The 21,519-nt window shown below is 46.8% G+C and carries 18 protein-coding genes, 2 pseudogenes and 1 riboswitch; of the genes and pseudogenes, 11 read left to right on the forward strand and 9 right to left on the reverse strand.

Features of this window, described 5'->3' with window-relative positions; genetic code table 11:
- Positions 1-308: 308 nt before the first annotated feature.
- The 3 genes from uraA to GBH70_RS11610 all read left to right on the forward strand — a co-directional run bounded on the left by uraA (position 309) and on the right by GBH70_RS11610 (position 3,007).
- Entirely contained in the window at positions 309-1,589 is a 1,281-nt protein-coding gene (gene uraA, locus GBH70_RS11600) for a uracil permease (protein ID WP_151681202.1), read from the forward strand.
- 350 nt (positions 1,590-1,939) lie between these two features.
- Entirely contained in the window at positions 1,940-2,356 is a 417-nt protein-coding gene (locus tag GBH70_RS11605; protein ID WP_151681203.1) for a YjdF family protein, read from the forward strand.
- Positions 2,357-2,491: 135 nt separating this feature from the next.
- Positions 2,492-3,007 carry a DinB family protein gene (locus GBH70_RS11610; protein WP_151681204.1) on the forward strand — a complete coding sequence of 172 codons (516 nt, stop codon included), beginning with the start codon at positions 2,492-2,494 and terminating at the stop codon, positions 3,005-3,007.
- Positions 3,008-3,059: 52 nt separating this feature from the next.
- On the opposite strand, the gene poxB is transcribed toward GBH70_RS11610, so the two are convergent.
- Positions 3,060-4,784 (reverse strand): ubiquinone-dependent pyruvate dehydrogenase, encoded by a 1,725-nt coding sequence (gene poxB / locus GBH70_RS11615; RefSeq protein ID WP_151681205.1) that lies wholly within the window; start codon positions 4,782-4,784, stop codon positions 3,060-3,062.
- A 441-nt stretch (positions 4,785-5,225) separates the two neighbouring features.
- Here poxB and deoC point away from each other — a divergent pair, with 441 nt between their 5' ends.
- The 3 genes from deoC to GBH70_RS11630 are packed head-to-tail and all read left to right on the forward strand — an operon-like array spanning position 5,226 to position 6,880.
- On the forward strand, positions 5,226-5,930 hold the full coding sequence (gene deoC, locus GBH70_RS11620; protein WP_172967476.1) for a deoxyribose-phosphate aldolase: 705 nt from the start codon (positions 5,226-5,228) through the stop codon (positions 5,928-5,930).
- 15 nt (positions 5,931-5,945) lie between these two features.
- Entirely contained in the window at positions 5,946-6,623 is a 678-nt protein-coding gene (gene rpiA, locus GBH70_RS11625; protein ID WP_151681207.1) for a ribose 5-phosphate isomerase A, read from the forward strand.
- Positions 6,624-6,649: 26 nt separating this feature from the next.
- The gene (locus GBH70_RS11630; protein ID WP_151681208.1) at positions 6,650-6,880 is read left to right on the forward strand and encodes a hypothetical protein; all 231 of its coding nucleotides are present in this window, start codon (positions 6,650-6,652) and stop codon (positions 6,878-6,880) included.
- 58 nt (positions 6,881-6,938) lie between these two features.
- Here GBH70_RS11630 and GBH70_RS11635 read toward each other — a convergent pair whose 3' ends face one another.
- From GBH70_RS11635 to GBH70_RS11665, 7 genes and pseudogenes are all read right to left on the reverse strand, one after another.
- A complete protein-coding gene (locus tag GBH70_RS11635; protein WP_172967475.1) occupies positions 6,939-8,435 on the reverse strand; it encodes an aldehyde dehydrogenase family protein in 1,497 nt (498 codons plus the stop codon).
- Between the two features lie 134 nt (positions 8,436-8,569).
- Complete coding sequence (locus GBH70_RS11640) at positions 8,570-9,220, reverse strand: queuosine precursor transporter (protein ID WP_151681209.1); 651 nt, start codon at positions 9,218-9,220, stop codon at positions 8,570-8,572.
- A gap of 12 nt (positions 9,221-9,232) precedes the next feature.
- Positions 9,233-9,733, reverse strand: a complete 501-nt coding sequence (gene queF / locus GBH70_RS11645) for a preQ(1) synthase (protein ID WP_151681210.1) — start codon at positions 9,731-9,733, stop codon at positions 9,233-9,235.
- 119 nt (positions 9,734-9,852) lie between these two features.
- Positions 9,853-9,898, reverse strand: a riboswitch (PreQ1 riboswitch).
- A gap of 57 nt (positions 9,899-9,955) precedes the next feature.
- Positions 9,956-10,279: a bacillithiol system redox-active protein YtxJ gene (gene ytxJ / locus GBH70_RS11650; RefSeq protein ID WP_151681211.1), complete on the reverse strand. Its 324-nt coding sequence runs from the start codon at positions 10,277-10,279 to the stop codon at positions 9,956-9,958.
- 58 nt (positions 10,280-10,337) lie between these two features.
- Positions 10,338-10,538 (reverse strand): hypothetical protein, encoded by a 201-nt coding sequence (locus tag GBH70_RS11655; RefSeq protein ID WP_151681212.1) that lies wholly within the window; start codon positions 10,536-10,538, stop codon positions 10,338-10,340.
- A gap of 17 nt (positions 10,539-10,555) precedes the next feature.
- On the reverse strand, positions 10,556-11,983 hold the full coding sequence (locus GBH70_RS11660) for an amino acid permease (protein WP_151681213.1): 1,428 nt from the start codon (positions 11,981-11,983) through the stop codon (positions 10,556-10,558).
- 84 nt (positions 11,984-12,067) lie between these two features.
- Positions 12,068-12,898, reverse strand: a pseudogene (locus GBH70_RS11665) (MMPL family transporter); the annotation flags it as partial.
- A gap of 364 nt (positions 12,899-13,262) precedes the next feature.
- Here GBH70_RS11665 and GBH70_RS11670 point away from each other — a divergent pair.
- The 5 genes and pseudogenes from GBH70_RS11670 (at position 13,263) to GBH70_RS11690 (ending at position 20,622) form a co-directional block, all read left to right on the forward strand.
- Positions 13,263-14,723 (forward strand): annotated as a pseudogene (locus GBH70_RS11670) (alpha-amylase).
- Between the two features lie 1,078 nt (positions 14,724-15,801).
- Positions 15,802-17,001, forward strand: a complete 1,200-nt coding sequence (locus tag GBH70_RS11675; RefSeq protein ID WP_151681214.1) for a saccharopine dehydrogenase family protein — start codon at positions 15,802-15,804, stop codon at positions 16,999-17,001.
- Positions 17,001-18,128: a carboxynorspermidine decarboxylase gene (nspC, locus tag GBH70_RS11680; protein ID WP_151681215.1), complete on the forward strand. Its 1,128-nt coding sequence runs from the start codon at positions 17,001-17,003 to the stop codon at positions 18,126-18,128. Before GBH70_RS11675 ends, nspC begins: the two co-directional genes overlap by 1 nt.
- Before the next feature lie 275 nt (positions 18,129-18,403).
- Positions 18,404-19,480, forward strand: coding sequence for an N-acetyltransferase DgcN family protein (locus tag GBH70_RS11685; RefSeq protein ID WP_151681216.1), 1,077 nt, complete (start codon positions 18,404-18,406; stop codon positions 19,478-19,480).
- Positions 19,480-20,622 carry an alanine/ornithine racemase family PLP-dependent enzyme gene (locus tag GBH70_RS11690; RefSeq protein WP_151681217.1) on the forward strand — a complete coding sequence of 381 codons (1,143 nt, stop codon included), beginning with the start codon at positions 19,480-19,482 and terminating at the stop codon, positions 20,620-20,622. Before GBH70_RS11685 ends, GBH70_RS11690 begins: the two co-directional genes overlap by 1 nt.
- 19 nt (positions 20,623-20,641) lie before the next feature.
- On the opposite strand, the gene GBH70_RS11695 is transcribed toward GBH70_RS11690, so the two are convergent.
- Entirely contained in the window at positions 20,642-21,490 is an 849-nt protein-coding gene (locus GBH70_RS11695) for a cysteine ABC transporter substrate-binding protein (RefSeq protein WP_151681218.1), read from the reverse strand.
- Between the last annotated feature and the right edge of the window lie 29 nt (positions 21,491-21,519).

Raw genomic sequence — 21,519 nt, forward strand, 5'->3', positions numbered from 1 at the left:
ACGGTAGCCGAAAGTGTACCCGATATTTAAACAGTGTCGAGAAAAACTTGACACATACCCTGTTTAAAAAAGAATTGACAAACCCCTGTGAAACTGCCATAATAGCTAAGAAAAGATGAATATTTACCTTTAAAAACAGTCCCGTGAGGCTGGCAAGGTTCCGGATAAATGTGTGCATGCCTGCACCTTGCCTTACTTTGGGCAAGGTGCTTTATTTATGCAAAAAGGGCATTCATCAAAAAAGAAACAAAAGGCTTTTCCGGAAATTCGTATCTTAAAATTTTCATATTACATGAGGGGAGAAAAACATGGAACAGCACGAAATTCAAGTCGACCAAAAACTGCCGTTTCTCAAAAGCCTGCCGCTGAGTTTCCAGCATTTGTTTGCGATGTTCGGTTCAACGGTCCTCGTCCCTGTATTGTTTAAAGTCGATCCTGCGACTATTTTATTAATGAACGGAATCGGGACGCTGCTTTATATCTTCATTACAAAAGGGAAAATCCCGGCTTATCTCGGGTCCAGCTTTGCTTTCATTTCACCGGTTTTCGCAGTACTGGCAAAATATTCGGGCATCCACGGCTACAGCTATGCATTGGGCGGCTTCCTGTTTGTCGGCATTATCCTTGTGCTTGTTGCACTCATTATTAAGCTGGCCGGAACCGCCTGGCTCGATGTTGTCTTCCCGCCTGCCGCAATGGGCGCGATCGTGGCCGTTATCGGGCTTCAGCTTGTCCCGACTGCAGCACAGATGGCGGGTCTTGTTAATTCTGATGCATCCGTAAAAAACTGGAGCCCGGATCCGCAGACGATTACCGTTTCGCTATTGACGCTGGCGATAACGGTCGTCTGCTGGGTTACACTACGCGGTTTTTTAAAAATCATCCCGATCCTAATCGGCATTATATGCGGCTACCTGATTTCTTTGGCGTTCGGCATCGTTGATCTCTCGGCCGTCCATAAAGCGGCCTGGATTTCTTTGCCGACTTACTACCCGATTCAATTCAACTGGTCCGACATTATGATCATTATTCCGGCGGCGCTCGTCATCATTCCGGAACATATCGGTCATTTAATCGTGACGGGCAATATTGTCAAAAAGGATTTGACAAAAGAGCCGGGCCTTGACCGGTCATTGATGGGGAACGGGATTTCCACCATCATCTCCAGTTTTGTCGGCGCGACGCCAAATACGACTTACGGTGAAAATATCGGGGTGCTCGCCATTACGCGCGTATATTCGACATGGGTAATCGGCGGAGCTGCGGTGATTGCCATTATCCTTTCCTTCTGCGGGAAACTCGCGGCGCTGATTTCGTCGATTCCGCAGCCGGTGATGGGCGGTATTTCCCTGCTGTTGTTCGGTGTCATTGCGGCAAGCGGTTTGCGGATGCTCGTGGAACAAAAAGTGGACTACGGAAAATCGCAAAATCTAATTTTGACCTGTGTTGTTTTGGCTGTTGGCTTAAGCGGCGCAACAATCAATATCGGTACTGCCTCTTTAAGCGGAATGGGCCTCGCAACCGTCGTCGCCATCATCTTAAGCCTCTTCTTTAAGCTGCTGAATATCTTTAAATTGGCAAATGAATGAACACACGGGGATGTCTCGAAAGTCAGTATCTGACCAGGGGACATCCCTTAAGTTTTTATTACCCTTTCATGTTTTACCATCAACTAAAAAATGCCCTGGTTTCCGGAATGCTGTCAGCTATGGTGCTGGCTGTTTGCCCGGACCGGTTGAGGGAATACTCCCGGCAAAAAAGTCCCAATTATAAAAATTTTTACTGGCATCTATTTGGTTCGTTTTGAAATCTTGATATAATAGCTGAGGAACGTAAAAACACAGTTTGGTTGGTAGTCCAAACGCATTAATGAAATGCCAGTAACCTTCCCCCCCTCGGGATGTCCATCGTTCCTTCTTTATTTAAGAGGGGGATTTATATGAAGTTAACTGTTGTTTTTTACGAAGAACCGTTTTGGGTGGGCGTGATTGAATTCGTTGAAGGTGAAAATCACTTAAAGGCCGGCCGGTTCGTGTTTGGCAATGAGCCAAAAGACGAGGAGATTCTTGATTTTGTCCATAATCATTTAGCTGATTTCATTCAAAAGCTTACACAAAGCGTAGCATTGGAAGGAAGCTACAAAAGGAAGGTCAATCCAAAACGCCTTGCGCGCCAAGTTTCGAAGGAAATGAAAACTAAAGGCGTCTCTACCTACGCGCAACAGGCTATTCAAATGGAGTACGAAAAAAGAAAACAAGAGAAGAAGAGGATTTATCGGGAGAAAAAAGAAAAAAAGAAGAAGCTCAAAAGAGAAATAAAAAAGAAAAAAGCAAAAGAAAAACATCGCGGGCATTAAACAAGGCTACAGGGTGCTTTATTCATCTTAGGAATGAGGCGCCTATTTTTGTAATTAAAAGTTCAGCTTTTGCCAATATTCGCGGAAATTATATTATAATTGTACCATTCCGTTATGAAGAAAGGATGAGGAGCAATGCCAAACCGGCCGGATCCAACCGAGTATGCGGCTTACTATGCAGCATATGTAAGCCTTGTACCTGATGGAGCCATTACTGAAATTTTAGAAACACAAATCCATAATACTGTTAGCTTATTGAAAAAAATATCAGAAGAACAGGCCTCATACCGTTATGCACCGGGAAAATGGAGCATGAAGCAAGTAGTGGGGCATATGGCAGATACAGAACGTATCATGGCTTACCGGCTGCTCAGCATTGCCCGCGGGGAAACCGTGTCACTCCCGGGATTTGACCAGGATCTTTATGTGGCCAATGCAGCATTTGACGAACAGCCATTTGCTGATTTGATTGATCACTTCGCAGCTGTCCGGCAAGCCACTTTGCATCTGCTCAAAGGGCTGGATGGAAATGCCTGGATGCGGAAAGGAACCGCCAATGAAGCGGAGATGACCGTGCGGGGGATCGCTTATGTCATCGCAGGGCATGAGCTTCATCACATAAAAGTGCTGAAAGAAAAATATCTCCGTTAGAAACATGACAAAAGCCCGGCTCCATTTCGGATACCGGGCCTTTTTCTGATGCTTATCGGATCAAATTCGTTTTCGCCAATTCAATCAGCTCATTACCGCGGCCGTTTAAGACGGCTTTCAGCATCCAGAGCGTAAAGCCGTGCGCCTGTTCATACGTAATTTTCGGCGGCAAGGACAATTCCTGGCGGTTTACGGCAACGTCAATAATGGCAGGACCGTCATGTTCAAATGCTTCGCGCAACGCCCCTTCAAGATCAGCCGGGTCTTCCACACGGATCCCTTTCATTTCCATCGCTTCGGCAATGGCTGCGAAGTTCGGGCTGTCAAGGCCTGTTCCGGTTTCCGGATAACCGGCTGCTTTCATTTCCAGTTCAACGAAGCTTAATGCCGTGTTGTTAAATACAACCGCTTTAACCGGCAATTTATGCTGGCGGAGTGTTAAAAGGTCACCCATTAACATGGATAATCCGCCGTCGCCGCAAAGCGCAACAACCTGCCGGCCCGGCTGCGCAATGGCCGCACCGATCGCCTGCGGAAGCGCATTGGCCATCGTCCCGTGGTTAAACGAACCGAGCAAACGCCGTTTACCGTTCATCTGCAAATAACGCGCTGCCCATAAAGTCGGCGTGCCGACATCGCAGGTGAACACAGCATCCTCGTCCGCCAAATCACTTACAAGTTTTGTTAAATATTGCGGGTGGATCGGTTTGCGCCCTGGTTTGCCCACTGCAAGCTCATCAAGACCTTCCCTTACTTTCTGGTAGGCTTTGACATGTTTATCCAGGTGCTTGCTGTTATTCTTTTCTTCAATCAATGGGAGTAAAGCTTCAACAGTGTCTTTTACATCCCCGACAACCCCGAGTGTAAGCGGGGTACGGCGGCCTAAATGTTCAGAACGGATATCCACCTGCAGGACTTTCGCATTTTTCGGATAGAATTGGCGGTACGGGAAGTCCGTTCCAAGCATAAGAAGCGTATCGCATTCCATCATCGCGTCATAGCCGGAAGAATACCCGATCAAGCCTGTCAAACCGGCGTAGTAAGGATTATCATATTCCAAAAATTCTTTTCCGCGCAAAGCTACAACCATCGGAGATTTCAGCTTGTTGCACAGTTCCATGATTTGGTCATGGGCGCCTGCACAGCCTGCACCGCAAAGCAGCGTAACTTTTTTGCCTTCATTTAAATAGGCAGCCAGTCGATTGAGATCTTCATCCGACGGCCTGACAACCGGTTTTGCCACATGGACCGGAACTTCAGGAACAGCCGCATTGTCGTCCAAACCGGCAACATCGCCAGGAAGAACGAGTACCGAAACACCTTGTTTTGCAATTGCCTGCTGCATTGCCATATTGACCATCAGCGGCATTTGTTCCGGGCGCTGTACAGTTTCAACAAAATGGGCACAGTCTTTGAAAATCAGTTCAGGGCGCGTTTGTTGGAAATATTCGCTCCCGATTTCGCTGCTCGGAATATGGGCAGCAATCGCCAGCACCGGAATGCGCGACCGGTTGCAATCATAAAGGCCGTTGATCAAATGAAGGTTTCCCGGGCCGCTGCTACCTGCGCAAACCGCAATGCTGTTATTGAGCAAAGAATCAGCGCCGGCCGCAAAAGCTGCAACTTCTTCGTGGCGCACACCAATCCACTCGATCCGGCCCGAACGCCTTACTGAGTCGAGCACCGCGTTCAGCGAATCCCCAACAATCCCGTAAATTCTTTTCACACCTGCATTTAATAATGAATCAATCAGCAAATCTGCAATTGTTTTTGCCATGTTTTATCCCCTTCTGTCGTAATGTTCTAGAAAATCCCCAAACAGCTGACTAAAAATTTCCTTTCCTTCATTTGTGCACCAAAAGCTTTTTCAAATCCCTTCTTTCCCGTTAGTTTTCCTCCCGGATGCAAAATTAAACAATTTTCCGGACATGTCCGCACAAACTGTTATAGTATGAATACAAACTGTACTATAATGGTCACAAAAAGTTTACATTTATATATTAAACCTATAATCATAGTAAAAACAAGGTTTTTGCACTTAAAAATAAACAAATTAACTTAAATACACAAAACTGTATTAGTCAATATTTAATAAATATTAGTACACATTTTTAAAGCGGTTGCATTTTTTCTCCTGATACCACAAAATAGACAAAACCGGCACGCCCCGTTTACGTTATGATAAAAATAGACATTTCCAAAGAAAGGAATGAAAAAAATGACGGTCTACACGATTGACCAGCTGGCCCAAATGATTGACCATACGAATTTAAAACCGTACGCAGACGGAACGACGATGAAAAAACTTTGTGATGAAGCGCGCCAGTACCATTTTAAAATGGTCGCCATCAACTCCGTCCAAACCGCCCTCTGCAAAACATTTTTGCAAGGCACGGATATCCATGTCGGGGCGGCCATTTCGTTTCCGCTCGGGCAAACGACAATAGAAACGAAAGCTTTTGAAACATCTGATGCGATTGAAGACGGCGCGGATGAAATCGACTATGTCGTCAATCTCTCTGAACTGAAAAACAAAAATTACCGCTACATCGAAAAAGAGATGGAAACCATTGTCGGCATTTGCAAGCAGGAAGGCGTCATCTCGAAGGTCATTTTTGAAAATTGCTACTTGGAAAAACATGAAATTGAAATGCTCGCTCGGATCGCTAAAAAGGTAAAACCGGACTTTATTAAAACATCAACCGGATTCGGCACAGGCGGGGCAAACATAGACGACGTCCGGCTGATGAAAGAAATCGTCGGGGATGAAATAAAAGTAAAAGCAGCCGGCGGGATACGGGATGCCGAAACTTTCCTGGCCATGATTGAAGCCGGGGCCGAGCGGATCGGCACAAGTTCGGGCGTCCAGATTATCAACAGCCTGCAGGAAAAAGCCGAAAATGGTATCATTACAATCGGTTAAAGGAGGACGGATTCCATGGATGGAGCAGAAATGAAAAAAAACTGTGCCAAAGCAGCTTTGGGTTATATTCAAAACAACACAGTAATAGGCCTTGGTGGTGGCAGCACCATTTCACACCTGATTGATTTGATTCGGATAGAAAAACTCGATGTCAGAGTTGTTACGCCTTCTTTCCAAACAAAAATGCGCTGCCTGGAAAAGGGGCTGCATGTTATCCCGACTTTTTCGGTGGACCGCATTGCTATTGCTTTTGACGGGTGCGACGAAGTGGATGCACAGCTCCATGCCTTAAAAAGCGGCGGCGGCATCCATACGAAAGAAAAATTAATCGGTACCATGGCAGACACATACATATTGCTCGCAGACGAAAGCAAATTTGCAGAAACGCTGGCTTTTAAGCATCCAGTCTGCCTTGAGATTTTAGAAGATGCGCTTTCGTATGTTGAAAAGGAAGTCCGCGTGCTCGGCGGGGAACCTTGTTTGAGGCGAAGCAATGCAAAAGACGGTATTACCGTATCGGATTACGGACACCTACTCATGGATGTCCGGTTTTCGAATGTTCAAAACATTAAGCAGCTTGACCATGATTTGAATCATATCGCGGGCGTCGTGGACACCTCTTTGTTCGTCGGTGTAGCCAATAAAGCGCTGATTGCAGGGGAATCCGGCATCCGCGTTGTCGAAAAGCTGTAATATCCTAAAAGTCGGTAAACCGTGGAATGGCAAAATTTACGGGACTCCTGCAAGAAAAGCGGATCAGGCGGGGCTCCAAAGCGAGTGAATTTCTCAATGATCAAAAGGACTTCCTTTTTTCGGAATCAGCGGCAGAAGAATCAGCGGACTTCCCCGAGAAATCGGCGGTAACATCATTTAAATCAGCGAAAAACGACCTGAAATCGGCAATTCGAAAAAAAACGAGGGAGAAGCCAAGCCCCACTGCAAAAACATAGTCTGAAACGAAGAAAACCCGTTGAGGAAAATGAATTTCCCAACGGGTTTTCTTGCTTTTTAATATAATCCGTATGGAGACTCTTTCAAATTGATGAATATGTTTTTCGTTTGCGTGTAGGCATCCAAAATGCTCTTATACGTTTCACGGCCGATACCGGATTTTTTATAGCCGCCGAACGGGGCGCCGGCAGGCAGTTGGTTATACGTATTGATCCACATGCGCCCGGTTTCGACGCAGCGCGCTACCCTCATAGCGCGGTTGAAATTGGCCGTCCAGACCGCGCCGCCAAGGCCGTATTCCGAATCATTCGCCATGCGGATGACTTCTTCCTCAGTCTTAAATTTAATGACGGTTGCGACAGGGCCGAAAATTTCTTTCTGTGCAATCCGCATATCATTTGTGGCATCCGCCAGTATGGTCGGCGCCATAAAGAAGCCTTGATCCAGGCCGTTTTCCGTCAATCTGCGTCCGCCCGTTACAAGCCGGGCGCCTTCTTTTTGGCCGATTTCCACATATTCCAATATTTTTTCAAGCTGCCGTTCGTTAATTTGCGCGCCCATTTGCACACCGTCTTCCCACGGCAGGCCGACTTTGATTTTTTCGAAAGCTTCTTTTAAAGCAGCCAGGAACTTATCATAAATGCCTTCCTGCACAAAAATCCGCGACCCGGCGCAGCAGACCTGGCCCTGGTTGAACAAAATGCCGAGTTGTGCCCCTTCAAGTGCTTGTTCCCATGGTGCATCATCAAAAATAATATTGGCCGATTTGCCGCCCAGTTCCAAAGTTGCCGGGATTAATTTATCAGCAGCCGCTTTTGCCACTGTGTAGCCGACTTCTGTTGAACCGGTAAACGCCAATTTGCTGAAGCCCGGGTGTTCCAGCATATAATTCCCGGAATCCGACCCTCTGCCTGTAACGACATTCACAACCCCGGCCGGCAGCACTTGATCCAAAAGCTTTGCCAGTTCCAAAAGGCTGAGCGATGTGGAGGATGACGGATGGATGACAACCGTGTTACCCACCGCAATCGCCGGCGCAATTTTCCACGCTGCCATCAAAAGCGGGAAGTTCCAAGGGACAATCTGCCCGACAACGCCGATCGGCTCTTTCAAGTTGATCGTGATCGTTTCTTCATCCAATGCTTTTGCCGTTCCTTCTTCCGAGCGAATCACGCCGGCAAAATAGCGAAAATGGTCGGCGCTTAAAGGAATGTCAATCCCTTTTGTTTCCCTTAAAGGCTTGCCGTTATCGAGCGTTTCGACCAAAGCGAGATGTTCCGCATTTTCATCGATCAAATCCGCTATTTTCAACAGCATTTGGCTTCTTTCAAGAATGCTAGTCTTTTTCCAGGATTGCAAAGCTTCCGTTGCCGCTTCAACAGCAGCATCCACATCTGCATGGCTTGCATCGACAAACTCCGACAGTTTTTCGCCATTGCCCGGATTGTAACTTGTGATTTTCCTCCCGCTTGTCCCTTCAACCCATTTGCCGCCGATATAAAGCTTGTACTGTTCATCTACTGCATGTTTCATATCATGTAAAACCATGCTCATGAAGAAGACTTCCTTTCTGTTTCGGGATTAAAAAATGCCGCAATTTTATTTTACTCCGGGCCGATCAACACACAAAGGAAACCGCTCCCAATTCACAAAATTGTAAAACCCCGCCAATCGAGCGGGGCGAAACATTAAATTTTTTCAAGCACTTCCCGGCCAACCTGTGGATCACTATCTTTCTTGGCTTTGCGTATCATGCCGACAAGCAAATAAACGACCGGTGTCATCACAATGGAAGCCGCAAATTTAAATATATATTGGGTAAAAATCAGCGTCCCGAGTACCCGGACCGGCACCGTTCCGTAAAAAGCAATGGTAATAAAAATGGATGTATCAATCAATTGGCTCAGCATTGTAGAAGCATTGTTGCGCAGCCACAGCTTTTTTCTGCCGTGCTTTTTCTTCAATTTATTGAAGACGAACACATCCAGGTTTTGGCTGATGATATAGGAAACGAGGCTGGCAAGAATGACACGGAAACTGCCGCTTAAAATCGTTTCAAACGCATCCTGGTGCCCGAATGCAGGCGCTGCAGGCAGATGGATCGTGATCAGAATAAAAATCATCGCCAAAATCTGTGTAATAAACCCGGCCTGGACCGTCGCCCTGCCTGCTTTTTTCCCGTAAACTTCCACAGTCACATCAACAAGCGGATAAGTAAAAATATAAATAACGGCGGCGGCCGGCAGCACAATCGCATCACCGATATGGAAAAGCTTAACGGATACGATGTTCGATAAAATCAAGAGCCCGACAAATATCCCGTTCAAATAAGCATTCATCCTTGTCCCCCCTTACCGGTTATCCACTTTTTCGGGATACATGTCATGGTTCATCAAGCGGTAATGGGCCATTTCTTCGTATTTTGTTCCCGGTTTCCCGTAATTGCACCAAGGATCGATTGAAATCCCGCCGCGCGGTGTAAATTTCCCCCAGACTTCGATATATCGGGGATCAAGCAGCTTGATAAGATCGTCCATAATGATATTCACGCAGTCTTCGTGAAAATCGCCGTGGTTTCGGAAACTGAACAAATACAATTTTAAAGATTTGCTTTCAACGATTTTTTTGTCCGGGATATAGGAAACATAGATCGTTGCAAAATCCGGCTGGCCGGTAAGCGGGCATAAACTCGTAAATTCCGGGCAGTTAAATTTCACAAAATAATCACGGTCTGCATGCAGGTTATTGACCGCCTCCAATACACCCGGATCATAGTCCGTAGGGTATTTTGTTTTCTGGTTCCCCAGCAGCGTTAAATCCTTCAATCCTTCTTCTTGCTTTCTTCCAGCCATAAAAAACCTCCTCGAAAAAATGTTCCCCGCCATTTTTTCCAGGAGAGATCCCGAACCCTTATTTTCCGAATAAGATGAAAAAAAGCCATATCCTTTATGGACATGGCGGTACATTCCATTTATCCATAGTTTTTTATAGAGGGTTGAGCTATGAACCTCTCCCGATCGGGTAGTTGTTTCGTTCCTATTTTAAAAAATTTTGCCGGGCATGTAAACCCCCTTTTACTGTACGGCTTGTTGGATGGCTTCGCGTGTAATTTTCGCATGGTCCTCATTCCAGCGCACTTCCCCGTTTTCAAGGAGAAAAATTTGTGGGGACTCGTGCCGGATGCCGAACGTTTCCGCAATGTGATTGGAAACAGGCCGGTCTTCAATGACCAACACCTCGGCCGCCGGGATATCCGTTTCTTTTACAAATCCGAGAAATTCTTCGTGGGCTTTTGCGCTGATCGGGCATCTTGTACTGTGCTTAAAAAGCAGGCGCTTGCCGCTTCCCTGAACAAATTGTTCCAGTTCTTCCACTGTGTGGAGCTGTTGTACTGCCATTGTGATTCCTCCCATTTTAAAAGTTCATCTTTTAGTGTACCAATACAAGCCGATCTAATCACGGGAGAAGCTTTCTGTGCGGATGTGAAAAATGCCGGCCGAGGGAAGCAGCGACAATCACGACGATGGCCAAAACCATCACGATTTCTATATACAGGCTCGTTTCCGCTTCGTAGACGGCAGCCGTCTGGTTGCTTTCCGACATACCGGTTCCATTACCCGGGATCAATCGTACAAAAAGCTTGAAATCGGGTTTCAATATTAATCCTTTTCATCCTATTCAAAAACAGGCCCATCCGGTTCCGGGCGGGGCGTTGCTGCGCGGTTTCTGCGGCGCATCCATTTGCTGCACAGGAAAATGGCAAACATCAGGCCGAAACTGACGAGCAGGCCGATCCTTTCGTTTCTGTGCAGAAGCCCGCCTGAAATCACCGCCAATATAAAGGCGATCCCGGCAAAGGAAGTGAAGGGATAACCAAATACCTTATACGTTCCCTGTTTCCGCGCATACGTCGGATGCAATTTAATATGGGAAGCCAAAATATTGACCCAGTTTAAAATCAAGAGTACACCTGCCGCGGTCGTGACATATTCATACAGTGTTTTTGGCAGTAGGAAGGAAAACAGTACGGAAACCGCAAGCCCTGCAGCCGTCAGCAGCAAAGCATAAATGGCCACCCCTCTTTTATTTTTCTCTTCCAGCTTTTTCGGCGCGTCCCCGTCATCGGCAAGCGCCACTAAAATCTGTGTAATGGAAAACAGCGCGCCGACCATTGTGGAAAACGCAGCACTGATAATAATCACGTTGAATATGGAATCGAGATAAGGAATATGGAAAGCCGATAATGCCGTCACAAACGGGCTTTCCGAAGCATTGACCGCCCGCCAACCTGCCATCAGCACGACAAACAGCAAAGATAGCACATATATGGCGACAAGCGTGATCAAAAGGCCGTATCCGGTTTTCGGAATATCTTTTTGATTTTTCAGCTCAGCGGATGCCACACCGACCACTTCCATACCGCCGAAGGAAAAAAAGATAAAAATCAGCGCAGACCACAGCCCTGTGATGCCGTTCGGAAAAAGCTGAAAGTTCCCCGGCGACCTGACCGTATTGCCCGCCGACGGATGGATGGCGCCCAGTAAAAACAGCACGCCGAAAACAATGAAAACGACCAATGTCGATAATTTAATCATCGCAAACAGCGATTCAATTTTCCCGAAATTTTGCATGCCCATCAAATTGATGCCAAAGCCAAGGAGGGCAAATACAATCGTAAAAATCCAAAGCGGGGTATGCGGAAACCAAAATTGCGTAAAAGTGGAAAGGGCGACAATTTCGCTCGACATGATCAGAATGCCGGACAGCCAGTACATCCAGCCGATGACAAAACCGTACGGACTGCCGAATGCTTTTTTCGCGTATGTCCGGAACGAGCCCGGCTGAGGGTCATTAACCGTCATTTCTGCGAGCGCGCTGAACACAAAATACGCCGTTACCCCGGCAAACAAATAGCCGATTAAAATGGACGGACCGGCAAGGCGGATCGACAGCCCAGTGCCGAGGAAAAACCCCGCACCGATAATGGAGCCGATGCCAATCAGGGAAAGCTGCCACCATGGAAGTCCGCGCCCTTTCCCCTTTCTTGCCTGCTTTTCCTGCTGATGGCGGACAGCCTGTTTAAACGTTTGATGATATTTCACAGTAAAAATCCCCTTCTATGAATGGCGTCTTTATGGAGAAGTATCTCCGAACGCCTGCGAATCATACATAGAAGGGGTCAGCAGTTATTCTGTGCTTTTTAACGGTTCTTCTTCTTTTTCAAACAATTTCCCCGGCCAGAACGCATAGCGGCAGAGCACCGTTGTAATCGCCGGCACCAGGAGCGGGCGGACGACAAACGTATCCAGCAGGACACCGATGGCGGTGACAATCCCGAATTGCAATAAAATCTGGATCGGAAGGACGGTCAACACCGCAAACGTGCCGGCAAGAATGAGCCCTGCTGATGTAATGACAGCGCCTGTTTCCGTCACACCGAGCACAATTGCACGCTTGTGCGGCAGCCGCTGTTTATTTTTCCAAATGCTTGAAATCATAAAGATATCGTAATCTTCCCCAAACCCGACAAGAAAGACAAAGGCATAGAACGGAATCAAATCCTGGATGGCCGGAATGCCCAAACCGTAATGGATGAGGAGCCAGCCGGCACCCAAAGCGGAAACATAAGACAAGAACACCGTCACAATCAAGTACACCATGGCGACAAGCGAACGCAAATACAAGCGCCGCAATGATCAAAATGACAAACGGCATAATATTTTCATATCCCTTTCCGTCGTGTTGGCCGTATCATAAAGGGAAGACGTCACCCCGCCGATCCAAAGATGGCTGGTTCCTGCCACGCCCGCATCTTGCAAAGCCTTTACTGCCTGTTTTTTGATCTTCGGAATCGATTCAATCGATTTTTTGTCATATGGATTTTGCTTCAAGGAAACTTCATAAAACTCATAATGTTTATTCTTCCCGTATTCCGGACCTGTCACCTCGTCAACAAACAAAAGCTTTTCCAACGCTCCTTTTACATCCGCATCTTTTCCTTCCGTATTAACAATAAGGTTGTAAAACGTTTGCCGCCTATGCCTATCTCGCCCTCATTAAAACCGGAAACCATAAACAGGCCGACGGATCCCGCCTGTTCCCTTCTGCCGAAACGGCTGCAAACCGTATTATAACCGTATTTTGGCAAGGATTTTTCGGGAGAATCGCCGCGTAAATGACCAGGCCCGTTCTTTAACGGGTTTTTGTGTCTTTTTAAAAGATGATTTCCCGGGGTAAAACCGGGAATAGTACCCTAATTTAATTAACAGCTTTGATCCGGGACTTTTTTGCCATTAAAATCTTAATTTATTGAATATTTTTTATAAAAAATTATACTAAGCCCATCATCAATCTATTCTTTCTTTCGGAAGGGGAATTCTTTTGGAACGGAATCATACGATCATGCAGTTTTTTGAATGGAACACGAAAGCGGACGGAAAACATTGGAACCGCCTGAAAGAGCTGGCACCCGAATTAAAAGCGGGCGGGATTGATTCCGTGTGGCTTCCGCCTGTCACAAAAGGGCAGTCAGCCGAAGACAACGGCTATGGCGTCTATGACCATTATGACCTCGGTGAATTCGACCAGAAAGGCACGGTCAGAACGAAGTACGGAACCAAACAGGAACTGCATGAGGCCATCCGGGCATGCCACGAGCATGAAATTTGCGTCTATATCGACGTGGTCATGAACCACAAAGCGGGGGCGGATGAAACCTAAGCTTTTCAGGTAGTGGAAGTCGACCCAATGGACCGGAATAAAGAGATCTCAGAACCGTTTGAAATAGAAGGATGGACGAAATTCAATTTCGAAAACCGGCACGGCCAGTATTCTTCTTTCAAATGGAATTTCAACCATTTCAGCGGCGTGGATTATGACCAGCGGACCGGGCGGAATGGCATTTTCCGCATTGTCGGCGAAAATAAGCATTGGAACGAGAATGTGGACAGCCAATTCGGAAATTTCGATTACTTGATGTACGCCGATATTGACTACAACCATCCGGACGTCAAAAGGGAAATGATTGAATGGGGCAAATGGCTTGCCGATACGACCAGCTGCGACGGTTACCGGCTCGATGCCATTAAACATATCAATTTTGATTTTATCCGCGATTTTGCCTCCGAATTAATGGCGCACCGCGGGAAAAATTTTTATTTTGTCGGCGAGTTTTGGAACCCGCAGCTGGAAGCATGCCAAAAATATTTGGACCATGTAGAATTTAAAATCGACCTGTTCGATGTCGCGCTGCATTATAAATTGCGCGATGCTTCCATTAAGGGAAGGGATTTTGACTTAACAACCATTTTCGATGAAACACTCGTCCAAACACACCCGCTGAATGCCGTCACTTTTGTCGACAACCATGATTCGCAGCCGAGCGAATCCCTTGAATCATGGGTGGAAGACTGGTTTAAGCAGAGTGCTTATTCCCTGATTCTTCTCCGGAAAGACGGCTACCCGTGTGTATTTTACGGGGACTTTTACGGAATCGACGGAGACCATCCGATTCCGGGCAAGAAAGATGCTATTGCGCCGCTATTATATGTGCGCCTGGAAAAAGTTTACGGCGAACAGGATGACTATTTTGACCACCCAAATACGATTGGTTGGGTGCGCCGCGGCGTTTCGGAACTGCCGCATTCAGGCTGTGCTGTTGTCATTTCAAACGGTAACGGCGGGGAAAAAAGAATGTTTGTCGGAAAAGAACGCGCCGGGGAAATTTGGGTGGATGTAACAGGTGCAAGGAAGGAGAAAATTACGATCGAAGAAGAAGGCTTTGCCAGGTTCCCGGCCAACGGGGGCAGCGTTTCCGTATGGATCGAGGAAGAAAATAAATAGTCGGCGGCCGGCCAACAAAACATTGGCTGTTTCTTTTACATATTGTGGCCGTCCGCCGCCAGCAAATCATTCATATTGGCGACATCACGCAGAAGCCCGAAACCGTGATCCCCATGCCGAGGGGCACCATATTTTATGCCGTATGTGTAAAATATTTTTCGAGGGAAAAATAGGGATCGATCAGCCTGTATACAAGCACTTCATCGGCAATAGGGAATTTAAGCAAGATTTTTAGGTTGTCATATCTTCACCTGGATAAGGGGCAATTCCAACATCCTATAAAAAGCTGAGGATATATAATGATCGCTAATTTCTGAGACTCCTGCGGGAAAAGCGAGCAAGAAGAGACCCAGTGTGCTTGAGGGACGAGCGAGGAGGCTCGCGACGCTTGCGGAAAGCGAGTAAATTTCGCGATCATCAAAAAGAGGTGCCCATATTCCCGGTTTAAAGGCTTTTTGGATTGCCCTTATCCAGGGAAGCAAGCAAAGTGCGGTAGCCAAAAGCGTACAAAAAGAGTGGCTGGACATCACTGATTTTTAAACGATGTCGAGAAAAACTTGACACATACTGAAAAAATTTCTCCTTGCTATTTTGCCTGCATGCTGATAGGATAGAAGAGTATGATTTGGAAAGCGAATATTCAACGTCAAGAGTCTTTCCAAGCAGATAATTTTGACCAAGGAAGTTAAGGCCATACGGACAGCCGGGTCAAATGCCGAATCGGCAACTTTTGGTTGCCTTATTGATTGAGTTGGAAGCTCAAATTTTATAAGTTGGTTACTTTACAACCGGTGCGTGTGCACATCAACTTGTGAAACGATCAATAAGAGTGGTAAAAGTAATTATTTGCTATATAGACTCTGATCCGATTTGAATATTAAAAAGCTTTCTTCCATAATGTCCCAGGACTTTTATGGCAGATGGATATCCGTTTATCCCGGATATTCGTATGCTTTTTTAATATGATGATTTTTATGAAGCAAGTGTTGTGCGCGGGCCCGCGATCTGCACTTGCTTTTTTGTTTGCCTTTTTCCGGCATGCCACAAGTTTAAAATCTATTTTGAAGGAGATAAGAGAATGGGAAAAGCATTGATTATCGGTTGCGGCGGCGTGGCCTCGGTAGCTGCCTATAAATGTTGCCAAAACAGCGAAGTATTTGAAGAAATCTGCATTGCAAGCCGGACAAAATCGAAATGTGATGCGTTAAAAGTAAAACTGGACGGCGGCAAAACGAAAGTCACCACGGCGCAAGTGGATGCCAATCATGTGGAAGAGCTGATTGCTCTAATTGAAAAAGAAAAACCGGATGTTGTCATGAACTTGGCGTTGCCATACCAGGATTTAACCATCATGGAAGCTTGCCTCGCCACAAAAACAAACTATCTCGATACAGCCAACTACGAACCCGAGGATACGGCAAAGTTTGAATACAAATGGCAGTGGGCTTACCGCGAACGCTTTAAAGAAGCCGGCATTACCGCACTTTTGGGGAGCGGCTTTGACCCGGGCGTGACCGGCGTTTTTTCCGCCTATGCGTTGAAACACCATTTCGATGAAATTGAGTATATTGATATTTTGGACTGCAATGCCGGAGACCATGGCTACCCGTTCGCAACAAACTTCAATCCGGAAATCAACATCCGCGAAGTTTCTGCAAACGGCAGCTACTGGGAAAACGGCAAGTGGGTCGAAACGAAGCCGATGGAAATCAAGCGCGTTTACAACTTCCCTGAAATCGGCGAGCGGGATATGTATTTGTTGCACCATGAAGAAATTGAATCCCTCGCGCTGAACATCCCGGGCATCAAGCGGATCCGTTTCTTCATGACATTCAGCGAGAGCTACCTGACGCACCTGAAATGCCTCGAAAATGTCGGCATGACTTCCATTGAACCGATTGAATTCGAAGGCAAACAAATCGTGCCGCTCCAGTTCTTAAAAGCTGTGCTGCCGGATCCCGCTTCACTCGGCCCGCGCACAAAAGGCAAAACGAATATCGGCTGCATCTTCCGCGGAAAAAAAGATGGCAAAGACAAAACATACTATTTGTACAATGTGTGCGACCACGAAGCCTGCTACAAAGAAGTGGGTTCGCAGGCGGTTTCTTATACGACCGGCGTTCCGGCAATGATCGGCGCAATGATGCTGATGACCGGCACATGGGATTACAAAGGCGTCTACAACATCGAAGAGTTTGATCCGGACCCGTTCATGGAAGCCCTGAACAAATGGGGCCTGCCGTGGAAAGAAAGCTTTGATCCGGAGCTTGTGGACTGATGAAGATCGAACAACTGCCAACCCCGTGCTATGTCATTGATGAAAAGAAACTTGAAAACAACCTGAAAATTTTAAATGGCGTCATGAAACGGACCGGATGCAAAATTGTCTTGGCCCAGAAAGCTTTTTCGATGTATACGCTGTATCCGCTCATTGGGAAGTACTTAAGCGGCACAACGGCAAGTGGCCTGTATGAAGCCCGCCTCGGCTATGAGGAAATGGGTAAAGAAAACCATGTTTTTTCGGCTGCCTACCGTGATGATGAAATCGATGAAATTATCTCGATCTGTGACCATATTATTTTTAATTCCTTCTCGCAGCTCGAGAAATTTAAGGATAAAGTGCTGAAAGCCGGCAAAAAGATCGGCCTGCGCATCAATCCGGAATGTTCCACCCAGGTCGGCCACGCCATTTATGACCCGTGTTCCCCGGGATCCCGCTTCGGCGTGACAAAAGAACATTTCCGTCCCGAATTGCTGGACGGCGTTTCCGGGCTGCATTTCCACACCCTCTGCCAGCAAAACGCGGATGATTTGGAAACAACTTTGAATGCTGTTGAACAAAAGTTCGGCGAGTGGCTCCCGCAAATGGAATGGATCAATTTCGGCGGCGGCCACCATATTACAAGGGAAGATTACGATATCCCTTTGCTGGAAAAATGCATTCAACGGATGCAGGACCAATACGGCTTGGAAGTATATCTCGAACCTGGCGAAGCCGTTGCCTTGAATGCCGGCTATCTCGTCACGACAGTGCTCGATACGGTGAAAAACGGCATGGATATTGCCATTCTCGACACATCCGCTTCCTGCCATATGCCGGATGTGCTCGAAATGCCGTACCGCCCGCCGCTGTTCGGGTCCGGGGAACCAGGGGAAAAACCGTATACGTACCGTCTCGGCGGCCAGACCTGCCTCACCGGCGACACGATCGGGGATTATTCTTTCGACCGGCCGTTAAAAGAAGGCGACCGGCTTGTATTTGGCGACATGGCCATCTATACGATGGTGAAAAACACGACATTTAACGGCATGCCGCTCCCGGCCATCGCCATCCGGGACCGGAACGGGGACTGCAAGGTCGTCCGCGAATTCGGGTACGAAGATTTTAAAATGCGGTTGGCTTAATCCGTTAATAAGAGAATCGGGCTTCGGAATGAGGTCCGGTTCTTTTTTTAAATGAAAAATCACGCAGGCCTGCTCCTTAAGAGCATCTTGCTTCCCAACTTAAGTAATCGTAATTATAATTATATTTGCAAGCTTCCATCATCGTCTCCTGGTTTTGCAGGCCTGCCCATATAATATCACTTTCGAACAGCTATCTTCTTTAGTATTTTTACTATTTGAAGCCATTAGGTGTTCTTTTTTATGTTGCCTGAATTTCAATATATGGAGGGATGGCAATGAAAAAACGGGCAATTGTTTATTGCGAAAATCAATTTGGCACAACAGACGGAAAAACAGCGAACGGGCTGATCCGCGAACCCGGCAATTATATCATTACCGCCGTCATTGACAGCAGCAAACAGGGGCAGGATGCCGGGCGATATCTCGACAACAAGTTTAACAGCATCCCGATTTGCAAAGACCTGGAAGATGCACTTCTCCATTCAGGACAAACACCGGATGATTTCATTTTCGGCATTGCGCCGACAAACGCCTTTTTGAAACCGGAAGAAAGAGAAGTCATTATCGAGGCAATGAAAGCCGGATTAAACATCATCAACCCGCTTCAGGAATTTTTGACGGATGATGAAGAAATGATGGCCTGCGCACGGGAATGCGGGGTAACCATCCGGGACATCCGCAAACCGAGGCCGAAAAAAGAGTGGACCTTGTTTACGGGTGAAATATTAAACATCAATACGCCTGTTGTTGCGGTGCTGGGCACAGACGGCGCCTGCGGCAAGCGGACTACCGCGAAATTCCTTGAAAGGGGATTCAGAGAAAAAGGCTATAAACCGGCCTTTATTGCAACCGGCCAAACCGGCTTGATCCAGGGGGCCCAATACGGCTTCGCCATGGATGCTTTTCCGCTGCAGTTTTTGATTGGCGAGTTGGAGCGTGAAGTCCTAAGAGCCAATAAAAACGAGCATCCGGACATCATCATTGTGGAAGGGCAGGGGGCGCTCAGCCACCCCGCATATGCGAGCTCGGTCGGCATTTTAAAAGGTGCAAGGCCGCAAGCTGTTATTTTGCAGCATGCCCCAAAAAGGAAAATTTTGTCAGATTTCCCGTTTGCTGAAGTGCCGAAAGTAGAAGATGAAATCAGCTTGATTGAACACTTTGGAAAAACAAAAGTCATCGGGATTACTCTGAACCATGAAAGCATGACAGACGGCGAACTGGAAGAGACGATCCGTGAATATGAAGAAACATACCATCTTCCTGTTTCCGATGTGTTAAAAACCGGCACGGATAAAATGATTGATGCCATTATCGATTTCTTCCCTTCCCTGAAGAAGGCAGTGGTTTCCTGATGGTGCTTTTGCCGCGGGTAGAAATCAATCTTGAAAAAATCAAACACAATGCAAAAACATTAAAAAAAATATACGGAAGGAAAGGAATCGATGTTACAGGCGTTGTAAAAGGGGTTGCTGCCGACTTGAAGATTGCCGCTGCTTTGGTGGAATGCGGCATTACGAGCCTGGCAGACTCAAAAATTGCCAATATCATAAAATTGAAAAGAGCCGGCATCAAAGCGGACCTGATCTTATTGCGCTCCCCCGGCATCAGTGAAGTGGAAAAAACCGTTCAATACGCAGACACCAGCATGAATACGGAACTCGATGTCATCCGGGCGTTGTCGGCAGAAGCGGCAAGGCAGAAGAAAAAGCACAAAATCATTTTAATGGTGGAAATGGGGGATTTGAGGGAAGGCATTTTATTAAAAGATGCCCCTGCCATGATCCACGAAGTGCTGAAATATCCCGATATCGAAATAGCAGGGATCGGCACAAACTTCGCCTGCTTTGGAGGCGTGCTGCCGACAGAACAAAAAATGAGGGAGTTTTCCCGCTTTGTGCGTGCCATGCAGGAGCTGTTTTCCCTCAAACTTCCTTATGTTTCCGGAGGCAATTCCGCCAACTACAACTGGGTGATGAAAACGAAAGATGCCGGCGCCGTCAATAACATCCGGCTCGGGGAATCGATTTTACTGGGCCGGGAAACATCAGGTGGGCGTGCCATCCCGTCTTTATACCAGGATGCGTTTTGTTTCGTTGCAGAAGTCATTGAATCCAAAATCAAACCATCCGTGCCATACGGGATGATTGGAAAAAATGCGTTTGGGGAACGGGTTTCCTTCCAAGACAGGGGAAACAGGCGGAGGACGATTGTTGGGGCAGGGCGGCATGATGTGCTCGTGCCGGGCCTTACCCCTGTCCAACCGTTTGAAATCCTCGGATCCAGCAGCGACCATATCATCCTCGATACAAAAGATGCCATCCTTAAACCGGGGGATGAAGTAAGGTTTTACATGAACTACGGGGCAGTGCTGACGGCCATGACTTCCCCGTATGTCCATAAAACTTATGTATATCCAGACGCCAAGACCCGCGAATGGTACAAGCAGCAGTTTATCCTTTCCCGTGTCGCTAAGCAGGAAAAAACGGGCGCATGAATCATACGCCCGTTTTTTCTTATTTTGTGATAATAATATCTTCTGCTGTGATGTCGCTGCCGAAATACGGTTTCAAATTCTCGTTGTAATCCTTTTTAAAGAAGCCATTATGGTTTAATTTCGTAATTTCCTTATTGACCCATTTCAGAAGCGATTGATTTCCTTTCTTCACCGCAGGGGCAATATACTGGTTCGGCCCAAGCGTTTTAATCCCGACCGTATAGTCCGGATGATTTTTCACCCAAGCATACAGATAAGAGTTATCATCCGCCAATGCCGCTGCCCGGCCATTTTTCAGCGCATTGAACTGCTCTGTTTTTGAATCATATTTTTGCAAAGAGATATCTTTATATTTGCTGGTAAAATAGTTTTCCGCCGTTGTCCCTTTGTTTACAATCAAAGATTTGCCTTTCAATTGGTTCACATTGGTAATCGGATTTTTCTTAGGCGAAACAACGCCAATCGAGACTTTCATGTACGGATTGGCGAAGTCCACAACCTGCTTCCGTTCAGGCGTTACGGTGAAATTGGCCAATACAAGATCGACTTTGTTGGATTTCAATGCATCAACGCGGTTGTTGGCATTCACTTGCACAAATTTCACTTTCACGTTTAAATCTTTGGCAATTTGCCGGGCCAGTGCTACATCATAACCGGTCCGGTTCCCGTTTTTATCCACCCATCCGTAAGGCGGAAGATCACCGAAAACGGCAATCTTAATCGTGCCGTTTTTCTTAATGGCGGATACACTGGACGGGTTGCTGCTTGATGAACTGCCTGAACTGTTGCCGCAGCCTGCAAGCGCCAATACCAATATCAGTACAAAAGATGAGATTAAACCTGATACCAATGAACGATGCTTTTTCATAATCTTACCTCCTAGCTGAGATACAAATA

The organism is Weizmannia acidilactici (assembly GCF_008974225.1).
GTDB classification, from domain to species: Bacteria; Bacillota; Bacilli; order Bacillales; family Bacillaceae_C; genus Weizmannia; species Weizmannia acidilactici.

What these genes read in the sequence shown, in the direction of transcription:
- uraA (WP_151681202.1), top strand. Translation starts at nt 309, where the DNA reads ATGGAACAGCACGAAATTCAAGTCGACCAAAAACTGCCGTTTCTCAAA.
- GBH70_RS11605 (WP_151681203.1), top strand. Translation starts at nt 1,940, where the DNA reads ATGAAGTTAACTGTTGTTTTTTACGAAGAACCGTTTTGGGTGGGCGTG.
- GBH70_RS11610 (WP_151681204.1), top strand. Translation starts at nt 2,492, where the DNA reads ATGCCAAACCGGCCGGATCCAACCGAGTATGCGGCTTACTATGCAGCA.
- poxB (WP_151681205.1), bottom strand. Translation starts at nt 4,784, where the DNA reads ATGGCAAAAACAATTGCAGATTTGCTGATTGATTCATTATTAAATGCA.
- deoC (WP_172967476.1), top strand. Translation starts at nt 5,226, where the DNA reads ATGACGGTCTACACGATTGACCAGCTGGCCCAAATGATTGACCATACG.
- rpiA (WP_151681207.1), top strand. Translation starts at nt 5,946, where the DNA reads ATGGATGGAGCAGAAATGAAAAAAAACTGTGCCAAAGCAGCTTTGGGT.
- GBH70_RS11630 (WP_151681208.1), top strand. Translation starts at nt 6,650, where the DNA reads ATGGCAAAATTTACGGGACTCCTGCAAGAAAAGCGGATCAGGCGGGGC.
- GBH70_RS11635 (WP_172967475.1), bottom strand. Translation starts at nt 8,435, where the DNA reads ATGAGCATGGTTTTACATGATATGAAACATGCAGTAGATGAACAGTAC.
- GBH70_RS11640 (WP_151681209.1), bottom strand. Translation starts at nt 9,220, where the DNA reads ATGAATGCTTATTTGAACGGGATATTTGTCGGGCTCTTGATTTTATCG.
- queF (WP_151681210.1), bottom strand. Translation starts at nt 9,733, where the DNA reads ATGGCTGGAAGAAAGCAAGAAGAAGGATTGAAGGATTTAACGCTGCTG.
- ytxJ (WP_151681211.1), bottom strand. Translation starts at nt 10,279, where the DNA reads ATGGCAGTACAACAGCTCCACACAGTGGAAGAACTGGAACAATTTGTT.
- GBH70_RS11675 (WP_151681214.1), top strand. Translation starts at nt 15,802, where the DNA reads ATGGGAAAAGCATTGATTATCGGTTGCGGCGGCGTGGCCTCGGTAGCT.
- nspC (WP_151681215.1), top strand. Translation starts at nt 17,001, where the DNA reads ATGAAGATCGAACAACTGCCAACCCCGTGCTATGTCATTGATGAAAAG.
- GBH70_RS11685 (WP_151681216.1), top strand. Translation starts at nt 18,404, where the DNA reads ATGAAAAAACGGGCAATTGTTTATTGCGAAAATCAATTTGGCACAACA.
- GBH70_RS11690 (WP_151681217.1), top strand. Translation starts at nt 19,480, where the DNA reads ATGGTGCTTTTGCCGCGGGTAGAAATCAATCTTGAAAAAATCAAACAC.
- GBH70_RS11695 (WP_151681218.1), bottom strand. Translation starts at nt 21,490, where the DNA reads ATGAAAAAGCATCGTTCATTGGTATCAGGTTTAATCTCATCTTTTGTA.